Source organism: Cytobacillus horneckiae (genome assembly GCF_002835735.1).
Taxonomy (GTDB): domain Bacteria; phylum Bacillota; class Bacilli; order Bacillales; family Cytobacillaceae; genus Cytobacillus; species Cytobacillus horneckiae.
Window position 1 is genome coordinate 82,625 of the sequence record NZ_PISD01000019.1, and the last position, 20,340, is coordinate 102,964.

Annotated in this window: 25 protein-coding genes and 1 pseudogene; 21 read left to right on the forward strand and 5 right to left on the reverse strand. The window is 35.5% G+C overall.

Annotated elements, in window-relative coordinates:
• The first annotated feature begins 71 nt into the window (after positions 1–71).
• The 6 genes from CWS20_RS10160 (at position 72) to CWS20_RS10185 (ending at position 5,458) form a co-directional block, all read left to right on the forward strand.
• Positions 72–1,346 (forward strand): alpha/beta hydrolase family protein, encoded by a 1,275-nt coding sequence (locus CWS20_RS10160; RefSeq protein ID WP_066198655.1) that lies wholly within the window; start codon positions 72–74, stop codon positions 1,344–1,346.
• Between the two features lie 309 nt (positions 1,347–1,655).
• A complete protein-coding gene (locus tag CWS20_RS10165; protein WP_066198652.1) occupies positions 1,656–2,135 on the forward strand; it encodes a GNAT family N-acetyltransferase in 480 nt (159 codons plus the stop codon).
• A 121-nt stretch (positions 2,136–2,256) separates the two neighbouring features.
• Positions 2,257–3,912 (forward strand): AMP-binding protein, encoded by a 1,656-nt coding sequence (locus tag CWS20_RS10170; protein WP_066198649.1) that lies wholly within the window; start codon positions 2,257–2,259, stop codon positions 3,910–3,912.
• A 118-nt stretch (positions 3,913–4,030) separates the two neighbouring features.
• Positions 4,031–4,912 (forward strand): gamma-glutamylcyclotransferase family protein, encoded by an 882-nt coding sequence (locus CWS20_RS10175; protein ID WP_066198646.1) that lies wholly within the window; start codon positions 4,031–4,033, stop codon positions 4,910–4,912.
• A 58-nt stretch (positions 4,913–4,970) separates the two neighbouring features.
• Entirely contained in the window at positions 4,971–5,186 is a 216-nt protein-coding gene (locus CWS20_RS10180) for a hypothetical protein (RefSeq protein ID WP_066198643.1), read from the forward strand.
• 68 nt (positions 5,187–5,254) lie between these two features.
• Entirely contained in the window at positions 5,255–5,458 is a 204-nt protein-coding gene (locus CWS20_RS10185) for a DUF6501 family protein (RefSeq protein WP_066198640.1), read from the forward strand.
• 250 nt (positions 5,459–5,708) lie between these two features.
• Here CWS20_RS10185 and CWS20_RS10190 read toward each other — a convergent pair whose 3' ends face one another.
• Positions 5,709–6,296, reverse strand: coding sequence for a YhcN/YlaJ family sporulation lipoprotein (locus tag CWS20_RS10190; protein WP_066201674.1), 588 nt, complete (start codon positions 6,294–6,296; stop codon positions 5,709–5,711).
• Between the two features lie 117 nt (positions 6,297–6,413).
• On the opposite strand from CWS20_RS10190, the gene crcB (CWS20_RS10195) reads away from it, so the two are divergent.
• The 3 genes from crcB (CWS20_RS10195) (at position 6,414) to CWS20_RS10205 (ending at position 8,200) form a co-directional block, all read left to right on the forward strand.
• Positions 6,414–6,797 carry a fluoride efflux transporter CrcB gene (gene crcB / locus CWS20_RS10195; protein ID WP_066198637.1) on the forward strand — a complete coding sequence of 128 codons (384 nt, stop codon included), beginning with the start codon at positions 6,414–6,416 and terminating at the stop codon, positions 6,795–6,797.
• The gene (crcB, locus tag CWS20_RS10200; RefSeq protein WP_083957403.1) at positions 6,794–7,144 is read left to right on the forward strand and encodes a fluoride efflux transporter CrcB; all 351 of its coding nucleotides are present in this window, start codon (positions 6,794–6,796) and stop codon (positions 7,142–7,144) included. The genes crcB (CWS20_RS10195) and crcB (CWS20_RS10200) overlap by 4 nt, the downstream gene beginning before the upstream one ends.
• A 93-nt stretch (positions 7,145–7,237) precedes the next feature.
• Positions 7,238–8,200, forward strand: coding sequence for a lysylphosphatidylglycerol synthase domain-containing protein (locus tag CWS20_RS10205; RefSeq protein ID WP_241504166.1), 963 nt, complete (start codon positions 7,238–7,240; stop codon positions 8,198–8,200).
• Between the two features lie 202 nt (positions 8,201–8,402).
• On the opposite strand, the gene CWS20_RS10210 is transcribed toward CWS20_RS10205, so the two are convergent.
• Both CWS20_RS10210 and CWS20_RS10215 read right to left on the reverse strand, forming a co-directional pair.
• Complete coding sequence (locus CWS20_RS10210) at positions 8,403–8,987, reverse strand: biotin transporter BioY (protein ID WP_066198633.1); 585 nt, start codon at positions 8,985–8,987, stop codon at positions 8,403–8,405.
• 93 nt (positions 8,988–9,080) lie between these two features.
• A complete protein-coding gene (locus CWS20_RS10215) occupies positions 9,081–9,566 on the reverse strand; it encodes a DinB family protein (RefSeq protein WP_066198631.1) in 486 nt (161 codons plus the stop codon).
• Between the two features lie 162 nt (positions 9,567–9,728).
• Between CWS20_RS10215 and CWS20_RS10220 the strand changes: the two are divergent.
• From CWS20_RS10220 to nadE, 4 genes and pseudogenes are all read left to right on the forward strand, one after another.
• A pseudogene (locus tag CWS20_RS10220) lies at positions 9,729–10,482 on the forward strand (NUDIX hydrolase).
• Positions 10,483–10,503: 21 nt separating this feature from the next.
• Positions 10,504–11,046 carry a cysteine hydrolase family protein gene (locus tag CWS20_RS10225; protein WP_066198627.1) on the forward strand — a complete coding sequence of 181 codons (543 nt, stop codon included), beginning with the start codon at positions 10,504–10,506 and terminating at the stop codon, positions 11,044–11,046.
• Between the two features lie 20 nt (positions 11,047–11,066).
• Positions 11,067–12,542, forward strand: coding sequence for a nicotinate phosphoribosyltransferase (locus CWS20_RS10230; protein ID WP_066198625.1), 1,476 nt, complete (start codon positions 11,067–11,069; stop codon positions 12,540–12,542).
• 15 nt (positions 12,543–12,557) lie between these two features.
• Positions 12,558–13,379 (forward strand): NAD(+) synthase, encoded by an 822-nt coding sequence (nadE, locus tag CWS20_RS10235; protein WP_066198622.1) that lies wholly within the window; start codon positions 12,558–12,560, stop codon positions 13,377–13,379.
• 52 nt (positions 13,380–13,431) lie between these two features.
• Here the strand turns inward: nadE and CWS20_RS10240 are convergent, their stop codons facing one another.
• Positions 13,432–14,028, reverse strand: coding sequence for an undecaprenyl-diphosphatase (locus tag CWS20_RS10240; protein WP_083957402.1), 597 nt, complete (start codon positions 14,026–14,028; stop codon positions 13,432–13,434).
• Between the two features lie 211 nt (positions 14,029–14,239).
• Between CWS20_RS10240 and CWS20_RS10245 the strand changes: the two genes are divergently transcribed.
• From CWS20_RS10245 to CWS20_RS10260, 5 genes are all read left to right on the forward strand, one after another.
• On the forward strand, positions 14,240–14,830 hold the full coding sequence (locus CWS20_RS10245; protein WP_066198617.1) for a TetR/AcrR family transcriptional regulator: 591 nt from the start codon (positions 14,240–14,242) through the stop codon (positions 14,828–14,830).
• Positions 14,831–14,920: 90 nt separating this feature from the next.
• Positions 14,921–15,430: a YqeB family protein gene (locus CWS20_RS10250; protein ID WP_066198614.1), complete on the forward strand. Its 510-nt coding sequence runs from the start codon at positions 14,921–14,923 to the stop codon at positions 15,428–15,430.
• An 8-nt stretch (positions 15,431–15,438) separates the two neighbouring features.
• On the forward strand, positions 15,439–15,606 hold the full coding sequence (locus CWS20_RS27960) for a CysS/YqeB C-terminal domain-containing protein (RefSeq protein ID WP_157090543.1): 168 nt from the start codon (positions 15,439–15,441) through the stop codon (positions 15,604–15,606).
• Positions 15,607–15,866: 260 nt separating this feature from the next.
• Positions 15,867–16,379, forward strand: a complete 513-nt coding sequence (gene safA / locus CWS20_RS10255) for a SafA/ExsA family spore coat assembly protein (protein WP_066201667.1) — start codon at positions 15,867–15,869, stop codon at positions 16,377–16,379.
• Positions 16,380–16,749: 370 nt separating this feature from the next.
• Entirely contained in the window at positions 16,750–17,064 is a 315-nt protein-coding gene (locus tag CWS20_RS10260; RefSeq protein ID WP_142385375.1) for a hypothetical protein, read from the forward strand.
• Between the two features lie 316 nt (positions 17,065–17,380).
• On the opposite strand, the gene CWS20_RS10265 is transcribed toward CWS20_RS10260, so the two are convergent.
• Positions 17,381–17,833, reverse strand: a complete 453-nt coding sequence (locus tag CWS20_RS10265) for a cupredoxin domain-containing protein (RefSeq protein ID WP_066198609.1) — start codon at positions 17,831–17,833, stop codon at positions 17,381–17,383.
• 142 nt (positions 17,834–17,975) lie between these two features.
• Here CWS20_RS10265 and CWS20_RS10270 point away from each other — a divergent pair, with 142 nt between their 5' ends.
• The 3 genes from CWS20_RS10270 (at position 17,976) to CWS20_RS10280 (ending at position 20,320) form a co-directional block, all read left to right on the forward strand.
• The gene (locus tag CWS20_RS10270; protein WP_066198606.1) at positions 17,976–19,448 is read left to right on the forward strand and encodes an AraC family transcriptional regulator; all 1,473 of its coding nucleotides are present in this window, start codon (positions 17,976–17,978) and stop codon (positions 19,446–19,448) included.
• 14 nt (positions 19,449–19,462) lie between these two features.
• The gene (locus CWS20_RS10275; protein ID WP_083957400.1) at positions 19,463–19,798 is read left to right on the forward strand and encodes a GNAT family N-acetyltransferase; all 336 of its coding nucleotides are present in this window, start codon (positions 19,463–19,465) and stop codon (positions 19,796–19,798) included.
• Between the two features lie 108 nt (positions 19,799–19,906).
• Complete coding sequence (locus CWS20_RS10280; protein WP_142385376.1) at positions 19,907–20,320, forward strand: GNAT family N-acetyltransferase; 414 nt, start codon at positions 19,907–19,909, stop codon at positions 20,318–20,320.
• Positions 20,321–20,340: the final 20 nt, after the last annotated feature.

Sequence of the window (20,340 nt, forward strand, 5' to 3'; positions counted from 1 at the left end):
ATGGACGAATGACTCCGAATTCTGAAACTTTAACATGCCTTCTCCGTATTTAAGCAGGGGAGGCATTTTTTATGAAGAAATTTGTTCTGGTTATTATATTTACTAGTTTGTTTGCTTTATTTGGAGGATGTTCCAACAATGATAAGGAGGAGGAATTAGTGCCAGTAAATAACGAAATCGCAGGTGCATGGGAAGGGTCGATTGACATACCACAATCTCCATTACCCATTATTCTTAAATTAGAGGAAGGGGGCGGAAGCTTATCGGTTCCTGTTCAAAATATGCATGATTATCCTTTTTCGAATGTGGTGTATAACGGGAATGAAGCAAATATTAACATTGACCTAAGTGGTTCACAAATTACAATAAAGCTAGCCTACGATAATGGAAAATTACAAGGCACTTTTACGCAAAATGGCGGATCCTTTCCGTTAGAATTAACAAGACATGAAAAGGAAGAAGTAACATACTCAGAAATTGAGGTCGAAGTAGATGGAGGTAAATTAAAAGCAGCCTTGGAATTACCTGAAAAAGATGGTCCATATCCAGTTTCAATCATCGTTGCTGGTTCTGGACCAACGGACAAAAACGGGAATACGATCGGTGCACCAGGGAAGAATGATAGCTTGAAAATGTTGGCAGAAAGTCTCGCATCAGAAGGGATAGCATCTATTAGATTCGATAAAAGAGGGATCGGCGAAAATGCTCAATTGTCTGTCAAAGAGGAAGATTTAAGATTTGAGAATTTAATATCAGATGTTGAACAGCTTATAAAATTTGCAAGTACTGATGAACAATTCACTTCAGTCAATGTAATTGGTCATAGTGAAGGATCGCTAATTGGGATGGTAGCAGCGCAAAATCAAAGAGCAGATCGTTTTATCTCTATTGCCGGTCCTGCAAGGTCAGCAGATTTAATCCTTCAAGATCAATTAAAGGAACAGCTGCCACCGGAATTAATGATAGAGACAGAAGAGATTATTGCTAAGTTAGTTAAAGGAGATACAGTAAATGATGTCTCGAATGAATTGCAAGCATTATTTAGACCGTCTGTTCAGCCATATTTAATATCATGGTTTTCCTATGAACCGAAAAGCACAATAAAAGAATTGAACATGGACGTTTTAATCATAAATGGAACAAACGACCTTCAAGTACCGCAAAGTGAGGCAGTAATGTTAAAACAAGCGAAATCCAATGCGGAAATAGTCATCATTGACGAAATGAATCACGTTTTAAAGCAAGCACCAAGAGATCGTGAGGAAAACCTTGCTACGTATTTTAATCCTGAGCTACCATTAATGCCTGAGTTCGTAAGTTCTATAACAGATTTTTTACTTCGATAAATCGAAGATAATATGCATATATCTCCGTGAAGCGGTAGAAAAATACTCTGTTCACAGAGATAAAATCAATAGATACTCAAAAACTCGCTCACATACTAAATCTGATATATCTCTCACAGTTTAAAAATAACTTTTAACAATAAATTCGCAAACCCTATTAAATAATTAATGAAATACAAAATTAAATACGTTGATCAAACATTAAACCGCTTTTTCACTGCGGTTTTTTATTTTAGACATATCTTTCAAAAGGTCCCCTTATCTTAATATAGAATATTACATTCATGCCGCATTTTAAGGAGTAAAAAAATGAAATTAAGCCTTCGACCAATAAATAAATCAATTGCTGAAGAGATTCTGAAATGGAAGTATGATCCGCCATATGATTTTTATAATAACCGTTTAAGTGATGAATCGCTTAAAGAGTTGCTCGAGAATAACTATTATACTGTATTTAATGAAGGTGAGTTATTCGGCTTTTTTTGCTATGGAAAATCTGCTCAAGTGCCAATTGGACACCAATATAGTGTATATCGTGATGACCAAGTAGATATTGGTTTAGGTCTAGCACCAATTCAAACAGGCAGGGGAAATGGCAAAGCATTTTTGGAATTTATTTTTCATCATGCAATAAAGAAATTTGGAAATAAACCATTAAGGTTAACAGTTGCAAATTTTAATAAGCGAGCAATTCATTTATATGAAAAAATGGGCTTTGAAAAAACAAAAGAGCTTTCGAATGGACATACATTATTTTTTGTTATGGTTAAAAATGTTGATTGTTTGTAAATTAGGAAGGGATTTAGATGGAAAAATCAGAATATATAATCTTAGGATTTTTTTATCTTTTCGCTTAATGCATGAATGAAAGCGTTTTATTTTGCAGCTTGAATAAAGGAGGAATAAATAAATGTCTAAATTACTAAGTATAACTGTAGGTCAATTATTAGAGGATAAAGCAGCATTGCATCCTGATCACGAGGCTCTTGTATACGCGGATAGAGATTTGAGACTTTCTTATAGTGAATTTAATGATTATTGCCGTAACATCGCAAAGGGCCTGATAAAACTTGGTATAGAAAAAGGGGAACATATGGCGATATGGGCAACAAATACGCCAGAATGGGTGACAACTCAATTTGCAACAGGCAAAATGGGAGCTGTGCTTGTCACAGTTAATACCAATTATCGGACTTCCGAATTAGAGTATTTATTAAAGCAATCTGATACGACAACGATTTTATTAATGGAAAAATTTCGTGGCGATTCATATATAGATATGCTTTATGAAATTGTTCCTGAATTAAAAAACTCTGAACCAGGGCAATTAAAGAGTGAAAAATTGCCTTTCTTGAAAAATGTCATTGTACTTGGCGATAATAAATTTCCGGGGACCTTTAGTTGGAATGACATTATAGAGTTAAGTCGGGATGTAGAGGAGTCAGTGCTTAATGAACGACTTAATGGGCTTGATCCAGAAGATGTGATTAATATGCAGTACACATCAGGAACTACAGGATTTCCAAAAGGTGTCATGCTCACTCATAATAATGTCGTTAATAATGCATACAATATTGCTCATTGCATGAAGCTTGATAAAGCCGACAGACTATGTATTCCTGTACCTTTTTTTCATTGCTTCGGATGCGTCATTGGAACATTAGCATGTGTATCAGTTGGCGGTACTATGGTACCTGTACAAGAATTTAGTCCAAAAAAAGTTATGATGACAGTACAAAATGAAAAATGTACAGCGCTCCATGGCGTGCCAACCATGTTTATATCAGAGCTCAATGATCCTGAGTTTAACAATTATAATCTTTCTTCATTAAGAACTGGAGTGATGGCTGGTTCAAATTGTCCAATTGAAGTGATGAAAGCAGTGATAGAAAAAATGGGTGTGTCAGAAATCACCATTTGTTATGGGCAAACGGAATCTTCACCAGTGATTACTCAAACACGAACGGATGATCCTATCGAACTTCGCGTCGAGTCTGTCGGAAGAGCTTTGCCGAATGTAGAAGTCAGAATTGTTCAGCCTGGTACAAATGATGAAGTTCCACTAGGAGAGCAGGGCGAACTATGTACGAGGGGCTATCATGTGATGAAAGGATACTATAACAACCATGAAGCTACTACCCAAGCGATTGATGAAGAAGGATGGCTTCATACAGGAGATTTAGCTGTTATGGACGAGAATGGCTACTGCCGGGTAACTGGAAGGTTAAAAGATATGATCATTCGCGGCGGGGAAAATATTTATCCTCGTGAAATTGAAGAATTTCTATATACTCACCCAGAAATCCTGGATGTACAGGTTGTCGGTATTCCAGATTCCATCTTTGGAGAAGAAGTAGTGGCATGGGTCATACCGAAAGCTGAATCGACCTTAACAAGTGATGATGTTCGCGCATATTGTAAAGGCAAGATCTCCCGTTTCAAAATTCCGAAGTACATCGAGTTTACTGACAAATACCCAATGACAGCTTCAGGAAAAATTCAAAAGTTTCGATTACGAGAGCAAGCTATACAAACTGTTGATAAACACAATGCGGCTATTGAATAATTAATAATATTACTGTTCTGTAAAGATAGTTAGTCATTAAAGGTGCTTAGCCTGCTGATGTTGAATAATTCTAGGTAAGTCAATTTATCAATTGTTAACGTCAAGGAGGACTTTATTAGTGGTTCAGTCAGCTAAGCTATTCGTTTATGGGACATTACGTAAAAATGAAAGGTATCATCATTTAATGAACGATTGTACTTTAATAGCAGAACAAGCGTGGGTGCATGGCCAGTTGTTTGACTCTGGCCAAGGATACCCATCACTGTTGACCAGCGAAAATAATAAAGAAAAAGCATTTGGAGAGCTATATGAAGTAACCTTAGCGCAATTAGAGTTGATTGATAAACTGGAAGATTATGTACCAGGACGAAAGAATAATCTATACGAACGAATTAGTTTAACTATTTATACAGATAAAGGAAAAGAGACTGCTTATGTTTATGTGGCAAATGAAGCTGGGGGAAGACTTCATCCGATAAAATATGGCGATTGGAAGCTAGACCATCTAATGAAGAATCGACCTGAAAAAACGCATTATTTTGCTTATGGTTCATGCATGGATACCGAAAGATTCCTTAATGCGAATGTAGGTCATTTTTTCAAAAAAGTAATCGGTGTGGCTGTCTTAGAAAAATATTCAATGAAATATACGTTCTCAACTTCAGATGGCGGCCGAGCTGACCTCATTGAAGATGGGGGAAGGACTGAAGGCATTCTTTATGAGGTTCCATATGAAGGTGTTGAATATTTGTTTAAAAGAGAAGGTTTCTATAATAACTACTACAGACCAACCTTTGTAGATATCGTAGCAAATGATACGGTTATAAAGAGCGCTCTAACATTTCATGTGTATGAAAAATTAGAGGAAGCGGCGCCGCCCATTCATTATGCAACAGAAATTTTACGAGGATCAAAAGGAAGGGTAAGTGAAGAATATTATAGACACCTCATTCATTCATTAAAGAAACTCAACGTCAAAATCGAAAATATACATGTTTAATTCAGGCTATAAAGGTGGTATATACAAATGTCACCAAAGATGAAAGAAGGTCAACCATATGAAATTAATGGCGGATAATAGCTTCTTTGAAATAGTCTATGATCAACAGCAATTTAATTATTTGGAATTTATTAGAATTGATTACATTTGCGATATTGTATATATGACATTTAAAAACATTTTCACGAGCGAAATGTATACGTTTGAAAAAGAGAAAATCAGCAATTTAACGAAGATTATTAATAATTTTCCTGGTTTTTTGGCAAATCATTAGAATCCTGTTGCAGACATTGTTTCGTTTTCTTTATACTATAGTGGAGAGAACTTGAAGGAGTGGCATAGATGATTCATGAAAATTGGCAAGAGCGTGAAACAATTAAGAAAGTAAAATGTATACATACAAATGCAGCTAAATATATTGTGAACCGTGCTTTAACTGAGGGTAAAATTTATGACGTGAAAAACGAAACCGAAGAGTTTTATTTTATCGTTGATAATTCAGGTAAAGTCAGTGGTTTTTACAAAGATTATTTTCAAGAAGCTTAAATATTTAAGTGAAAGAAAACTGTCAGTAAAATACTGACAGTTTTCTTGTTGTTTTATTTTTTAACTTAAGCGCAACCCAAATAATACAGTGTATTTAATCAATACAGCACCATGCATTTTTGCCTAACAGAGACTAGCAGCTCTATGGCGTTTGCCTTATGCTTGCACATGATGCAGGTTATGCGGACGCTCTCCACAGAACGTGGAGTATAAATCCAAGCTCGACCCTTGGCCTAGCCAACCTGCTTTTTTATTCACGATCTGGGAAGATTCTTCTTACAGTTTCATTGAATTCTTCGAAGAATCCTTCAACTGGTTTGCCAGCTTGGACATCATTTGCATAAGTGTCGATGCGGTTATAAAAATCAGGGTTCACTGACACATAAACTTGATCGATATCCTGATCTGCTGCTTTCACTTGATCGGAGATTTTTTGTTCAATGTCTTTAGTCAGCTCTTGACCTTCTCCGCCGGAAAGTGTAGCTGCAACATAAGCATTGTTATCAGTGACGATGACGCGTGCTCTGTTTACCTCTTCCATATCTGTCACTTTTTCAGCTGCTTTGTCTGCTACTTCCATCCTGTTATTATTATTGTTGTTGTTGTTGTTGTTGTTGTTATTATTTTCAAAACCAACATTTCTTGTATGGATATTATGATCTATACTTGGGTCATTACGATTATTGTTGTTATCATAATTTACCCTTGCTGGGTCATGCATATCAGGAGCACGGTTAGCAGTATCATTCACATTATTACCATTATTCATGCCGCATGCTGAAAGCAAGATAGCACTCGATAAAGCGACGGAAAATATTTTTGATTTCAAGTAAATCATCCTTTCCATTATTATTTTTTCACACTTAGGTTTCCAAAATAATCGGACCTTATTCATGTTTTTAAAATGGTTTAAGTTTATATTGCAAAATGTATTGACGTAATAGGAGGGGATAGGATGACATATTTATACATAGGTATTGGAGGCATGATAGGAGCTCTTCTGAGGTTTTTGATTTCCCAAGTAGTTGTTCAAATTTGGGATAGTCCGTTTCCGCTTGCTACCTTCATCGTTAATATTGTAGGTGCTTTCTTTTTAGGATTATTAACTGCCATTAGTCATCGATTAAAGGAAAAACTGCGATTGGCAGTAGGGACTGGCGCCATTGGTTCGTTTACGACTCTATCAGCGCTAAGCGGAGAAACAATGCTCTTAATCGACCATGCATTATATATAAGTGCTGTTTTCTACATGGTTGCTAGTGCATTAGGAGGATTGTTAGCTGCTTTTGGCGGATATAATCTTGGCAATAAGAGAAACGAGGGCAATGCAGTCCAATGATGATTCAATTAGTATCTATAGCTTTAGGAGGATTTTGCGGAGCAATTATCAGATATATGGCAACTAGCTTTATCCAAAATAAATTCAATTCGCAGTTCCCAATTGGTACATTATCTGTCAATTTACTAGGTTCTTTCTTGTTAGGTGCTCTTTTATCGTTAGATGTAAGTAAAAATATTTACGTTTTGTTAGGAATTGGATTTCTAGGTTCCTTTACCACCTTTTCAACATTTGTTGTAGAAGTGATGCAACAATGGCTTACCAGAAATAAGCTAATTGCAGCAATTTATTTAGCTGTTACATATATTGGCGGCTTGTTATGCGCTGTACTTGGGTATATGCTTTAATTAATAATTAGAATATTGCACTATTTTCACTATTCTTAATTGATGTCAAGTGGAATAAGTTATATAAATAGAGAGTGAGGAAGAGGGGAGCTAATGATGAATAAAATTGAAAAAAGGTGGTTTATCTTGTCCATCTTCAAAAATAAAAAACTAATCACAATTGTTAAGTATTTTGTGCCTTTAATCATATTAATAATCATCTTTTTTGAAGCGAGAAACTTCTTTACCCACTTCAACTGGTCTTTATTAGATCATTACTTGGACAGGCTGTCATTATTTAATATACTATTCATTATATTGCTAGGGTTAATCGCTTTAGTGCCGATGTTTTTTTATGATGTGATCTTAACTCGGCTGCTGAATATAAAAATTTCGACGAAAAAGCTAATAGGATATTCTCTTTCCGCCAACGCTTATTCAAATTTAATTGGCTTTGGCGGGGTAGCTGGTGCCACCCTTAGAACGATTTATTATCGGCCTTACATTAAAGATAGTACGCCATATATTAAAATCATTGCTAAATTATCGCTGTTTTATTTATGCGGTTTATCAATTTTATCCTGGTTTGTACTGTTTACAAGCAACGGGTTGTTTAGTGAATTAAGATTGGCGCATATTGCTGCTTGGGGGATTGCCCTGTATGCACCTATTCTCCTAATTGTCTTCTTTTTTAAGAGGAAGCTATGGGATTTATCGAATGTTAAAAGAGATTTTATTACTGAACTGATGATGATATCAGTTTTTGAATGGTTATTTGTTGTTATTTGCATATGGGGAATTGTTAATATTATGGGCTTTACCATTTCATTAATTGCTGTATTTCCAATTGTCATCCTAGGTGCATGTGCGGGCATTGTAAGTATGCTGCCTGGCGGAATTGGTTCATTTGATTTGGTAATATTATTAGGATTTGAAGCGCAGGGCATACCCGGCGAGCTTGGTTTACTCGTGCTAATGTTTTATCGTGCTTGCTATTATATCATTCCTGCATTACTGGGTACTCCATTTGCTCTAAATGCACTGTGGGGAAAGCTTAAGCCTGATCGATTTATTTAATAGAAATAGAGAAGGAAAATATCCTTCTTAGAGTGCTGAGAAACTGATAATAACAAAATGCAATTAGGTTTAGAAAGTCTAATCTCTCGCTTTGCGGAAAGCGAGAGATTAGACTCGGAACATCTCAAATCCTTCTTATTTTGTAATGAGTTTCACGCTTCAGCCTGAGAAAGTAGAGTTCCTTCTCTATTTCATTTGTTTATTAAGCAATTTTGTCTTTGTTTTTACTCAATTGTTCGTGAAAAAGCAATTTTGCAGACATTAAACGTTGACGAGTAAGGATGCCGATCCATGAAGCAAGTGCAGCCTTAATGAATCCGCCAATGATAAATGGTGCAAACCCAGCCATAAAAGCGGCTGTCCACGATAAATTTGCTGCAACTTTTAGCCATGCGGTACCAAAGATTAAAGTGATAAACATGCCGATAATATTAGCGATTAGTGCATTTTTAATAGTGAATGAAGTTTTTTCTAAATAATATCCCATTATGAATACGGTTGGGATATATCCGATTAAATATCCGCCAGTCGGTCCAACCAATTTAGATACTCCTCCGGAAAACTCTGCAAATACTGGAACTCCAGCAGCCCCAATTGCTAAATAAAGAAGAACAGATAAAGTGCCGTATTTTGATCCTAAAATGGTGGCAGCTAGTCCAATAGCTAAAGTTTGCCCTGTAATAGGAACAAGAGGTAGCGGAATAAATAATTGTGCCATCACACCTGTAATAGCTGCAAATAATGCTGTTATGATGAGTGATCTGAGTTTAAGCTGATCTTTTGTCAAAATGAATCCCCTCTCATATGTAAACTTAATATTAATTATAGTTTACATTATAAAAAGGATGAAGTCTTATTGTCAACTTAATATCAACAGAGGTTAACAATATTGTGATCGATTTTTATTTTCTTGATGAATTCTTTTAATCGTCTCCATATGTAATGCCTCATGGTAAGTGCTGAATAAAACTGCTTCACCTACTGTATAAAATGTGATTCCACCTTTATTTGTATAAGGAACAGATAGCTTTTCTGCCAATCTGCTTTGATTAATTTTTTGAATCCTCTCATTTTGTTGTTGCATTTCTTCTTTAATTTCATCAATAGTAGGCGGTGTGCCTATCCAATTTGCCGGTTTTGTTCCAGCCGAAAAATAGAGTGCAAATGTTTCGGGGATTTGTTGCTCAATTCCACTTAACTGAAAAGCGAGAAGCTCCTGAACATAGACAATATGTCCAAAATTCCAACGAATATTGTTGTTATAGCCTGGTGGAATCAAATCCGCGAATTCTTCTTTTATCCTCATGATCGAATTTTCTGTAATAGAACGAACAGTTTTAAGATGATTATAGATAAATTGAGTCATAACTTCCCTCCTTAACGTTTATTTCGCTACGATGCATTCTTTTTCCTGTGAATTTAGTAAAAGAAAGTTAAATAGGTTGAAATATTTATTAGGTTGTGTAAAATATAATTAACAATTATCATTTTGTTAATTATAAAAATAGGACGGTGACAGTATATAGATATGACAAATAAAAAATATCGTACACCAGATGGCTACACAGCAGATATTGCCGTTTTTACTATTGTTACAGAGGATTCTAAGCCTTTTACGCCTCCTATCATGTCGCTTAATATTATGCTGATAAAACGAGCAGAATTCACGCTAGAAGGATCAAAAAATGTTGAAGCTGGCAAATGGGCATTGCCAGGCGGTTTTGTCCAGCCGGATGAGGATGCATATGAAGCTGCTTCTCGTGAGTTAACAGAGGAAACTGGTATAGAAGGTATACATATAAAAACAATTTGGTGTTTATGATAAGCCAGGGCGTGATCCGAGAGGATGGATTATTTCAAACGCTCATTATGCAATTGTGCCAGAACATCATTTATTAAAAAGAAAAGCAAGTGATGATGCAGACCAGGTTGAACTTTTTAATGTGGATGATGTGCTTCAATATGAACTGGCGTTTGACCATAAAACGATTATTGAGGACGCAGTAGCAGTAATTAAAAAAGAAATATTGCAAACAACTGCTGCGAAAAATTTTCTGCCAGCAGAATTCACTTACTCAGAATTGCAGGCGGTATTATCAACAGTAACAACTGATCCAGCGATACTAAATGAGCAATCATTTGCGAGGAAGATTAAAGCGCTGCCTTTTATCGAGCTTGTAGAAGGAAAAACAACACAGAGAACTTCTAAGAAAGCAACGAAACTATATAAATTTAACGAATTAGAGGTTGTGAAACCAATATATACGGCAAGATATAACTAAAGAAAGCGGGTGGGAGTAATGATGAAAAAGGCGCTTATTAATATCGACTATACAAATGATTTTGTTGTAGGAGCACTGCCGTGCGGACAACCGGCCATTGACATTGAAGATGAAATTGTTAAAATAACTAAGCAGTTTATTGATGAAGGTGAATTATCCGTATTTGCTGTTGATTTGCATTTTGAAGATGATACTTACCATCCGGAAAACGCTTTATATCCACCGCATAATATTGATGGAACAGAAGGCAGAGAATTATACGGACAGTTAAAAAAATTATATAATGAAAATAAGCATTTAGACCAAGTAATATGGATGGATAAAACTAGATATAGTGCTTTTGCAGGTACTGATTTAGAAATCAAGCTGAGAGAGCGTAATATACAGGAGCTTCATTTAGTTGGCGTGTGTACGGATATTTGTGTTCTGCATACAGCTGTAGATGCTTACAATTTGGGGTTTAAACTTTTCATCTATGAACAGGCAACTGCAAGCTTTAATCAGATTGGTCATGAGTGGGCACTGCAACATTTTAAAACATCAATGAACGCAGTTGTTAAATAAAGAAAAAGGGGTATTTTGTAATGAATAAGCCATATCCAGACGACAGCATGACACTACATACAGATCTTTATCAAATTAATATGGCCCAAACGTATTGGCAAGATGGAATCCATAATAAAAAAGCTGTTTTTGATATATATTTCAGAAAACTTCCATTTGGAAATGGATACGGAATTTTTGCCGGATTAGAAAGAGCTATTAAATTCATAAAAGATTTCAAGTTTTCCAAAAGCGATATTGACTATTTACGTGAAGAACTGAACTATCCAGAAGCATTTTTAGATTATTTATCGACGTTAACTTTCACAGGTTCAATCCGATCTATGGTGGAGGGAGAGCTTGTGTTCGCAAATGAACCAATTGTTCGCATTGAAGCGCCGCTCGCCCAAGCGCAATTAATCGAAACTGCATTATTAAATATTATTAATTACCAAACATTAATTGCTACAAAGGCTGCAAGAATTAAAGAGGTACTTGATGATGGCATTGCGATGGAATTCGGTTCAAGGCGGGCACAGGAAATGGATGCTGGCGTTTGGGGGGCACGTGCTTCTTATATTGGCGGCTTTCATGCCACCTCAAATACGAGAGCAGGTAAAATGTTTGACATCCCCGTTGCGGGAACACATGCTCATTCTCTTGTTCAAGCCTATCAAGACGAATACACGGCGTTTCATAAATATGCTGCAACCCATAAGGACTGCACTTTTTTAGTTGATACTTATGACACATTGCGTTCAGGCGTTCCGACAGCTATTAGAGTTGCTAAAGAGCTCGGTGATAAGATTAATTTTGCTGGAATTAGAATCGATAGCGGAGATTTAGCTTATTTATCAAAAGAAGCAAGAAAAATGCTTGATGAAGCTGGTTTTACTAAAACAAAAATTGTTGCTTCCAATGATTTGGATGAGTATACTGCAATGAATTTGAAAGCTCAAGGTGCTAAAATCGATACTTGGGGTATCGGAACAAAGCTGATTACAGGTTATGATCAGCCGGCACTAGGAGCTGTATATAAGATGGTATCGATCGAAAATGAACATGGAGAGATGGAAGATACGATAAAAATCAGCGGAAATCCTGAAAAAGTAACAACTCCTGGTCTAAAAAGAGTTTATCGCATCATAAATAAGGAAAATCATAAATCAGAGGGGGACTATATTTCCCTTGAAGAAGAGAAACCGCATGAACAGGAACGGTTAAAAATGTTCCATCCGGTTCACACGTATATTAGCAAATTTGTCACTAATTTTGAGGCAAGAGATTTGCATAAAGATATCTTTGTGAATGGGGAACTTGTCTATGAAACACCTTCATTAAAAGAAATCCAAGCATATGTTCAGGAAAATTTAGATTTGTTATGGCATGAGTATCGGAGATCTTTAAATCCTGAAGAGTACCCTGTCGATTTAAGTCCATTATGCTGGGAAAATAAAATTAATCTAATAGATGAAGTAAAGCAGAAGGTGAAGGCAAATATAAACAAAAACAACTAAAGGGGAGCTGTTATCATGTCAATGCAACAAATAATAATCGAAGCCCTTAATGTGAAGCCTGAAATCAATCCAAAAGAAGAAATTCGGGCAAGAGTAAATTTTTTAAAAGACTATTTGAAGAAGTCTGGTGCTAAAGGTTATGTTCTTGGGATTAGCGGCGGACAAGACTCTTCCTTGGCAGGGCGTCTAGCACAGCTGGCAGCTGAAGAATTGCGTGAAGAGGGTTATAAAGCAACATTTGTTGCCATTAGACTGCCGTATGGACAACAGCATGATGAAGATGATGCGAAGCGTGCATTAAATTTTATCGGTGCAGACAAGGAATACACTTATAATGTAAAACAGCCAGTTGACGAAGTCCAGGCAGTTTACAATAATATTAAAAATTTAGTGCCGTTGAAGGATTTTCATAAAGGAAATGTTAAAGCGCGAACTAGAATGATTGCACAATATGTGTTTGGCGGCCAAATGGGACTGCTAGTCATTGGCACAGATCATGCAGCTGAAGCGGTGACAGGATTCTTTACTAAATATGGCGATGGCGGAGCGGATGTACTGCCATTATCCGGATTATCAAAACGGCAAGGGAAACAATTGCTTAAAGAGCTTGGTGCAGAGGAGCGACTATATTTAAAAGTGCCAACAGCTGACTTGCTCGATCAGACTCCAGGCCAAGCAGATGAAACTGAGCTCGGAATTACATATGATGAGCTCGATGACTATCTTGAAGGTAAAAAAGTAAGTACAGAAATAGCAGAAAAAGTCGAAAAACGATATTTAATTACCGAGCATAAACGACAATTGCCGGCTTCCATGCATGATAGCTGGTGGAAATAATTTAAGCTGACTTCCTGTAAAACAAAAAAGTGTCCGATGAAGGACACTTTTTTTATTGATCAAGATCTTTTTGTTTTCGTTTTCGAGGGATCACTTTCTCCTCAATATTCTCGTAAACATCTAACAAACGTCTAACAATCGGCATGCGCGGCAACAGGAAATACATAGCAATTGCACATAATGTAGCAATTAGTGCACCTGTAATCACATCAAATGGATAATGGACGCCTACCCAAATTCGCGAAACTCCAACAAGCACTGCGATAAGCAGCCATAAAATGTTCTTTTTATTATATAGCCAAAATGCTACACAAAATGCGAAAAACAATATGGTGTGGTCGCTTGGAAATGAATTATTTGCCGTCTTTTCAATTAAAAAATTTACGTTTGACAACTCTACAAACGGTTGATAATTAAAGTGTAGCTTTCCTGCTAATTTTCCTATGATTTCTGCCAAAATAAAAGCAAAGCCGGCAGTCATCACCATGTACCTGTTTTTCTCTGTTCTAGTGAACCAATAGAACAGGGTCATTAATGCTAATAAAATCACGGTATACTCTGCAATAAAAATAAAAGGCGTGTTTAGAGACGGGTATTCAAAGCCTAAATCGTTTATCGCTCTGAATAATGAGATATTCATTTCATTCATATTAAAACCTTCTTTTAACCTTTCTGTTTGAATCATTTTATAGCATTCAAATTGAATGACATATTTTATTATAATGATTGGAGAACTAGATGTCATTAAAAAAGGGAATGGAAAAAATATTATCATTGACATTGAGAAAGGAATTTGGTAATTTGATTGTATAATCAAATTACTATTTATATAATCAGTTTTTTATAGCGGAGGAAGTTCAATGGCAGAATCATTTATTGTAGAAGCAAGAAGAGAACAAATCATCAACGCATGCATTGATACATTAGAAGAGGTTGGTTACGTAAAAGTCAGTTTAACCAAAATTGCCCGGAAAGCAAAAATAAGTACGGGACTGATTTCTTATCATTTTAGTGATAAGGCAGATTTAATTAATCATACTCTGATTTATTTATTATCTAATCAACTTGATTATATTAGCGAAAGAGTCGTTGGTAAAAACACCGCTACAGAACAGCTCCAAGCTTTCATCGAAGCTAGTATCATTTATCAGGAAACTCATTACAAAAATAATATTGCCTTAATTGAAATAATATTTAATGCACAAACTTCGGATGAGACGCCATACTACAGGATAACCGATGAAGAGGAAGAAGATCATTTATATATGCTGCTAAAGGATATTTTACTTGAAGGTAAAAATAAACAGGAATTTACACAAGTTTTTAATGCTGATGCTGTTGCAACAATAATCCAGGGAGCAATTTCGGAAAGTATGTTAAAGGATTTGAGCAAGGTGGATTATAACTATAGCCATGAGTTAATTAAAATGCTGATGAGTATGATTAAATGATGAGAAGAGCACGAAATGTGCTTTTATTTAAACTTATTTGATTGACTAATCAAATAAAAAACTAACTATTCAATAGGGGAGCGGTTCTGTATGAACCATCATGTCACAAAATTAGGTTTGACTGTTTTTGAAAGAGCATTAATTTTAGTCATTCCAACTGCTATTGGAGGTATTGTTGGCTGGTTTTTACCAGTGATAGTATCTGGATTAAAGAGAATTCCAATTCTATCTTCCAATGATTTGATAATGTTGATTGACTCATTTCACTCTTTTTCGGTTTCGGTTATCGCAATGATTATTGGAATCATTGCTGGATTTATTTTATCGATAATTATTTTTAATGAAAGCCTTAATATTTTTATTGATGATACCAAAATCAAGCTAGTAATAAAGGAAGAAGAAACAATTATTTCAAAAAATATGGTATCTGCGATTTTTATCGAGGAAAAACAATTAAAGCTGCTTGATAATGAAGGGAAGGAAATATTTAGTAGAGAGATCGATATACCGACAGAGAAAGTAAAAGATGCATTTTTGTCTCATTTCTATCCATGGAAAAATGAAGATCCTTATAAAAGCTGTTCCAATTATGGAGGCTAAACGAAGAGATGGTTTTAGGAGAAACGATTCAATCAATCTTATATTCACGCAGACTTTCATTAAGAGAAAAGGATGAAAAGAAGGCGGATCAATTAAAAACTGATCTAAATGAGTTAGGTGTGATTGTAAAGGATAGGGGAGAAGAGCAATTAATTAGAAGAATTACTAGAGGTTAATTCCAAAAGAATCTAATTGCGGTCCTTTTAGGATGACAGTTTAATATTGCATGTTTTGCTTTATATCTCCTCTGTCAGTGTATTAAGGAAAGTTGACCAACAATTACCGCTTACATAGTTTAATATATTCTGGTTTAATAAAAACTATGAAAAATTTAATGAAGCTTTCTTTTATGTTGTTGTTTACTGTAGCTCTAGTCTTTGGATTTAAGCAAGATGCAAGTGCATCAATGGTACATACCGTTAAAACGGGAGATACGATGTGGAAAATCGCCGTGAAATATCAAGTAGGTGTAACTGAAATTATTCAAGCGAATCCACAAGTATCAAACCCAAACTTTATTTATCCAGGTCAAAGTTTAAATATTCCGTCGACGGCAGCTGCGACGATGAATATGGAAGCTGAAGTTGTGAAGCTAGTCAATCAGGAAAGAGCAAAAGCTGGATTAAAACCGCTTAAAGAAAATTGGGAATTATCTAGAGTTGCTCGTTTCAAATCACAGGATATGATTGACCGCAGATATTTTGATCATCATTCACCTACATACGGTACACCGTTCAAAATGATGACTGACTTTGGGATTACATATCGCTCAGCAGGTGAAAATATTGCTGCGGGTCAAACAAGCGCACAGGCAGTAGTCAATGCTTGGATGAATAGTGACGGTCATCGTAAAAACATTCTATCTAGCCAGTACACTGAGATTGGTGTCGGCTATGTAAAAGGTGGTTCTTACGGCCATTACTGGACGCAAATGTTTATTTCTCGATAAAAATGAAAGGAAAGGTATGAACGCATTCTTAACTGAATGCGTTTTTACGTGCTTCTACAATATTTAACAAGTATAAAGAAAGTGGAAGTATTTTGAAAAAAGTAACCAATAAGAACCCAAAATTCAGTGCGAACTCAGAAAAAGTGGTATCAAATCGATAAAAGAAACCAAATTACAGTGAGAGGCAACAAAAAATGGACTCAAATCGAGAAAAAACCAAGCGGAAACATATGCAACAATTGTGGTACCAACTCCGAAAATACGCACAAAAATATCAGATTTAGCACGAATCGAATACCGAAAACGAGGAGAGTCTATTTAACAATAATTAATGTTAAAATTAGGAAAAATAAGAAAGGTTGGAAACGCTTTGTATGATCATGTCACGGTAAGCTGGCTTTCAATGGACAATCATCTTTTCTTAGCTTTTATCAGTATAATAGTAATCCTTATAGGTATTATCGGTTCGATGGCAATTTTTACGTCATCATATCGCAAAAACAAAAAGCAGGCTTACTTTTTATTGGTGCCTTATTTATTTGGTTTTATAGTTTTGATGCCTAATTTATATCGTATTTCGCCATTTATAAGTTATGTAGCTATATTGGTTCTTTTTATCGTAACAGGATATGCAATCTACTGGGGAAGAACGAAAATAGATAGGAAGGAAGAAGCATCAGAGTAAAAAGGGAAGTAATCAAAGGGAAAATCATGGATACATCCCTCCATCTTTCCACTTCATAACAAAAGGATTTACCGTTGTTGGGTTCTTTAATGTATTCCTATTACCTATTATCAAAATTTAATCGAGAGTAATCTTCAAGTAGGATTCATTTTGTTAATCAGCATGCTGCAGCCTCGTGCTCTTTAAGAACTACCATTACTTCGCTTTCATTTTAACAATTGCGGTGATATAGATGATGTGTAAAAAAGCATAGGTGCAAGATAAAAGAAGCTGCAGACGTGTGCAGCTCTTTTATTTTTTCACAAAAAGCATGCACTTATTTTACAACGATATAGGCTATCATTTGCCCAGCATTTCCATGATGCGAATGTGTATCGCAAATAAGCTCATAAGTTCCTTTTTTATCAAACTGCAATGGAACAACTGTTTCCTCTCCTTTTTTGACCGTCCCTTTTATGTCGGTTCCTTCAATATAAAAGGGATGCTCACTTCCCATTACACCTAAGATAGATAAGTTTACTTTTTCACCTGGTTCTAAAAATATCGTCCCAGGATCCCACCGGTATACCTCAACTTCCCTACCATCAGGCATTTTTGTTTTATACTCTCCCGTCACCATATGGATTTCTCTAATATCCTCTTCACTATTTAAGTTAAAAACAGAAACACTACCAGATTTAGAAAAATACCAGACAGATGCAGATACAATGATGGCGAAGATTAATAAAACCGTGATGATTGACCGCTTTTTTATTACTAGAAATTGCATAACGATTCCCTCCATTATAGTTTGTCCTTATATAGATATGCCAACAGGAGAGAAGAACTTGTCTCTTTTTCATATTTTTTTCTGAATATTTATTTACATTTTTATATAGCTTACGGATAATGAAGGAAAAAGGGTGGGCAGCATGTACAAAGTCCTTGTCGCAGGTCGTGATGAATCAGATTTAAACGGAATACGATGGCTGCTTCATTCAGCGATGACATCATGGCAAGTTGAGACAGTGAATCTTCCGGGAGAATTGATCGGTAAAATAGAAACATTTAGACCTGATCTTCTTATCATTGAACTCGAAATGATAGAAGATGAAGCACATTATCATTTTATTGTAAATGTACTAAATATTGTAAAACCCTCGATATGCGCTATTACGATTGAACCGACTTTTGCAAGAGCAAAAAACGCGATTGATTTAGGAGTAAATGATTTGTTGTTAAAACCAATATCACCTGAAATATTATTGAAATCTGTACAAAGAATTTATCGGAAAAATCATGCTGATAAAAAAAATCTTCCGGCTAATCAAATACAATCGGAAAGAAGCATTGGCTATACCCATTTATTTTTGAACAGTGATGAGCCAATTCGACCTCTTAAAAGTTTTGGGTTAAAATCAGAAAGTGTGCATATATTGCCTGAGCTTTACCAATTTCTAAAAAGTTATCAATGGAAAAGACCGTTGTTTTCTTTTGTATTAACCGAAATGATTGTATGCTTTGCTGCATCACATGATGATATCAATTGGCGACAGGAGTGGAGCAGGTTTTTACGAGACTGGCAAACGATGAGTCATGAGCCGATTGTAATTGTAGCACAAGATTCAAACGGCAATGAACCAATTAAAGATCAATATCATCTTCTAAAACATAGGATGGAAATTAGCTTTTATATCGGGTTTAATCAAATCATAGATAATAGAAGTGACCGGGACTGGCGGATGATCGACCCTTTTTTAACACCAGAAGATCAACAGCTTTGGGTGGAATTATTAGCTCAATCTGATTTAAAAGGTTTAAAAAAATGGCTTTACGACGAGTTTTTGAACTTGAATCCTCCTTACCCTGATCCTGCAATCATTAGAATTCGCTTAACTAGCATTCTGGCACAAATAAGACGATTCATGCTGTCAAATAAATTAGAAAATCCTTCTTTTGAAAAAAATTATCTTCAGCTTTTCCAGGAGATATTATATTGTCCTGTTATTTATCGGATTATTGAAGAGCTTATTCTGTTTATTGGCCAATTAATTGAAAACGTAATAACGAGGAAAAACCCAATTCAGCTTTCGAAAAAGGTTTTTCATTATTTAGAGGAAAATTATGCAAATCCGCAATTGAATCTAACGGAAATCGGAGAAAAGTTTAACAAGAATGCCAGCTATATTAGCTACGTGATTTCAAATAATTATCATAAAACTTTCAGAGGGATACTGACAGATATTCGCATTCGTCACGCAATTGATCTATTAGAAGAATCATCTTTATCAATTAAAGAAATATCATCGCAATGCGGGTTTAGTAATCAACAATATTTTAATAAGGTTTTTCTTAAAAAAATGAATTGTTCACCTAGTCAATTTCGTAAAAAAATAGAATTGTAGAAAGGTAGAGAGCCTTGTTAAGACAACAAAAACCACAACTTGAATCTTTAAATGAGAGCGATATTGAACGACTGATTCAGCTTTCAACCTCAGTCGGCTGGGATTATGATTATGATGAAATTAAAACCATTCTCTCAAGTGGAAAGGTGTTTGGACATAAAACTGAGAACGGTGAAGTGGTTTCAAGTGCGGCAATCATTCCATACGATACAAATATAGCATCTATTGGATTAGTCATTGTGAAACGAAATTATAGGGGCATGGGTCTGGCAAAAGAGGTTATGCAAAAATGTATACATTTTGCCAATAAATCGATGCCTATTATCCTAATAGCAACGGACGAAGGTTAACCTCTATATAAAAAACTAGGGTTTAATAACATTGCCAGCATTAAGAAGTATTTTTGTTATCAACCCCTTCGGTCAGTGATAGCAAATGAAAAATATACTTTAGAGGCAATGAAAAATGAAAATTTCACAAATGTTGTCCATATAGATGAGCAAGCCTTTGGTGCTAAGCGGCAAACATTTCTCATTCATAGAATGAGGCAGGCAAAAGAATGCATCGTTTTAAAAGAAGGGGACAGTGTAAAAGGGTTTGGCATGGCGATTGCGTACAGGGACTATTTACGGTTAGGTCCTATTATCGCTCCAAATACAGCCGCTGCTTTATTAATCATACATAGATTAGCAGAAAATCACACTGGTACTATACGCATTGATGTACCTGCAGAGCAAATAGAATTCACTCAAGCAATCGAATCAGAAGGCTTTGAGTTTGTCAACCAGCCACCAATCATGATGATGAATGGACAATCATTGTCAAATAGAAATGGCACTCTTTATAGTATTTCCGCACAAATCTTTGGGTAAAGAACAACAAGGGGGATTCC

What these genes read in the sequence shown, in the direction of transcription:
- CWS20_RS27960 (WP_157090543.1), top strand. Translation starts at nt 15,439, where the DNA reads ATGGTTTTAGGAGAAACGATTCAATCAATCTTATATTCACGCAGACTT.
- CWS20_RS10190 (WP_066201674.1), bottom strand. Translation starts at nt 6,296, where the DNA reads ATGATTTACTTGAAATCAAAAATATTTTCCGTCGCTTTATCGAGTGCT.
- CWS20_RS10240 (WP_083957402.1), bottom strand. Translation starts at nt 14,028, where the DNA reads ATGAATGAAATGAATATCTCATTATTCAGAGCGATAAACGATTTAGGC.
- CWS20_RS10180 (WP_066198643.1), top strand. Translation starts at nt 4,971, where the DNA reads ATGAAATTAATGGCGGATAATAGCTTCTTTGAAATAGTCTATGATCAA.
- CWS20_RS10205 (WP_241504166.1), top strand. Translation starts at nt 7,238, where the DNA reads ATGATGAATAAAATTGAAAAAAGGTGGTTTATCTTGTCCATCTTCAAA.
- CWS20_RS10225 (WP_066198627.1), top strand. Translation starts at nt 10,504, where the DNA reads ATGAAAAAGGCGCTTATTAATATCGACTATACAAATGATTTTGTTGTA.
- CWS20_RS10245 (WP_066198617.1), top strand. Translation starts at nt 14,240, where the DNA reads ATGGCAGAATCATTTATTGTAGAAGCAAGAAGAGAACAAATCATCAAC.
- CWS20_RS10165 (WP_066198652.1), top strand. Translation starts at nt 1,656, where the DNA reads ATGAAATTAAGCCTTCGACCAATAAATAAATCAATTGCTGAAGAGATT.
- crcB (WP_083957403.1), top strand. Translation starts at nt 6,794, where the DNA reads ATGATGATTCAATTAGTATCTATAGCTTTAGGAGGATTTTGCGGAGCA.
- CWS20_RS10170 (WP_066198649.1), top strand. Translation starts at nt 2,257, where the DNA reads ATGTCTAAATTACTAAGTATAACTGTAGGTCAATTATTAGAGGATAAA.
- CWS20_RS10265 (WP_066198609.1), bottom strand. Translation starts at nt 17,833, where the DNA reads ATGCAATTTCTAGTAATAAAAAAGCGGTCAATCATCACGGTTTTATTA.
- CWS20_RS10270 (WP_066198606.1), top strand. Translation starts at nt 17,976, where the DNA reads ATGTACAAAGTCCTTGTCGCAGGTCGTGATGAATCAGATTTAAACGGA.
- nadE (WP_066198622.1), top strand. Translation starts at nt 12,558, where the DNA reads ATGTCAATGCAACAAATAATAATCGAAGCCCTTAATGTGAAGCCTGAA.
- CWS20_RS10215 (WP_066198631.1), bottom strand. Translation starts at nt 9,566, where the DNA reads ATGACTCAATTTATCTATAATCATCTTAAAACTGTTCGTTCTATTACA.
- CWS20_RS10280 (WP_142385376.1), top strand. Translation starts at nt 19,907, where the DNA reads ATGAAAAATGAAAATTTCACAAATGTTGTCCATATAGATGAGCAAGCC.
- CWS20_RS10160 (WP_066198655.1), top strand. Translation starts at nt 72, where the DNA reads ATGAAGAAATTTGTTCTGGTTATTATATTTACTAGTTTGTTTGCTTTA.
- CWS20_RS10185 (WP_066198640.1), top strand. Translation starts at nt 5,255, where the DNA reads ATGATTCATGAAAATTGGCAAGAGCGTGAAACAATTAAGAAAGTAAAA.
- CWS20_RS10250 (WP_066198614.1), top strand. Translation starts at nt 14,921, where the DNA reads ATGAACCATCATGTCACAAAATTAGGTTTGACTGTTTTTGAAAGAGCA.
- crcB (WP_066198637.1), top strand. Translation starts at nt 6,414, where the DNA reads ATGACATATTTATACATAGGTATTGGAGGCATGATAGGAGCTCTTCTG.
- CWS20_RS10230 (WP_066198625.1), top strand. Translation starts at nt 11,067, where the DNA reads ATGAATAAGCCATATCCAGACGACAGCATGACACTACATACAGATCTT.
- safA (WP_066201667.1), top strand. Translation starts at nt 15,867, where the DNA reads ATGTGGAAAATCGCCGTGAAATATCAAGTAGGTGTAACTGAAATTATT.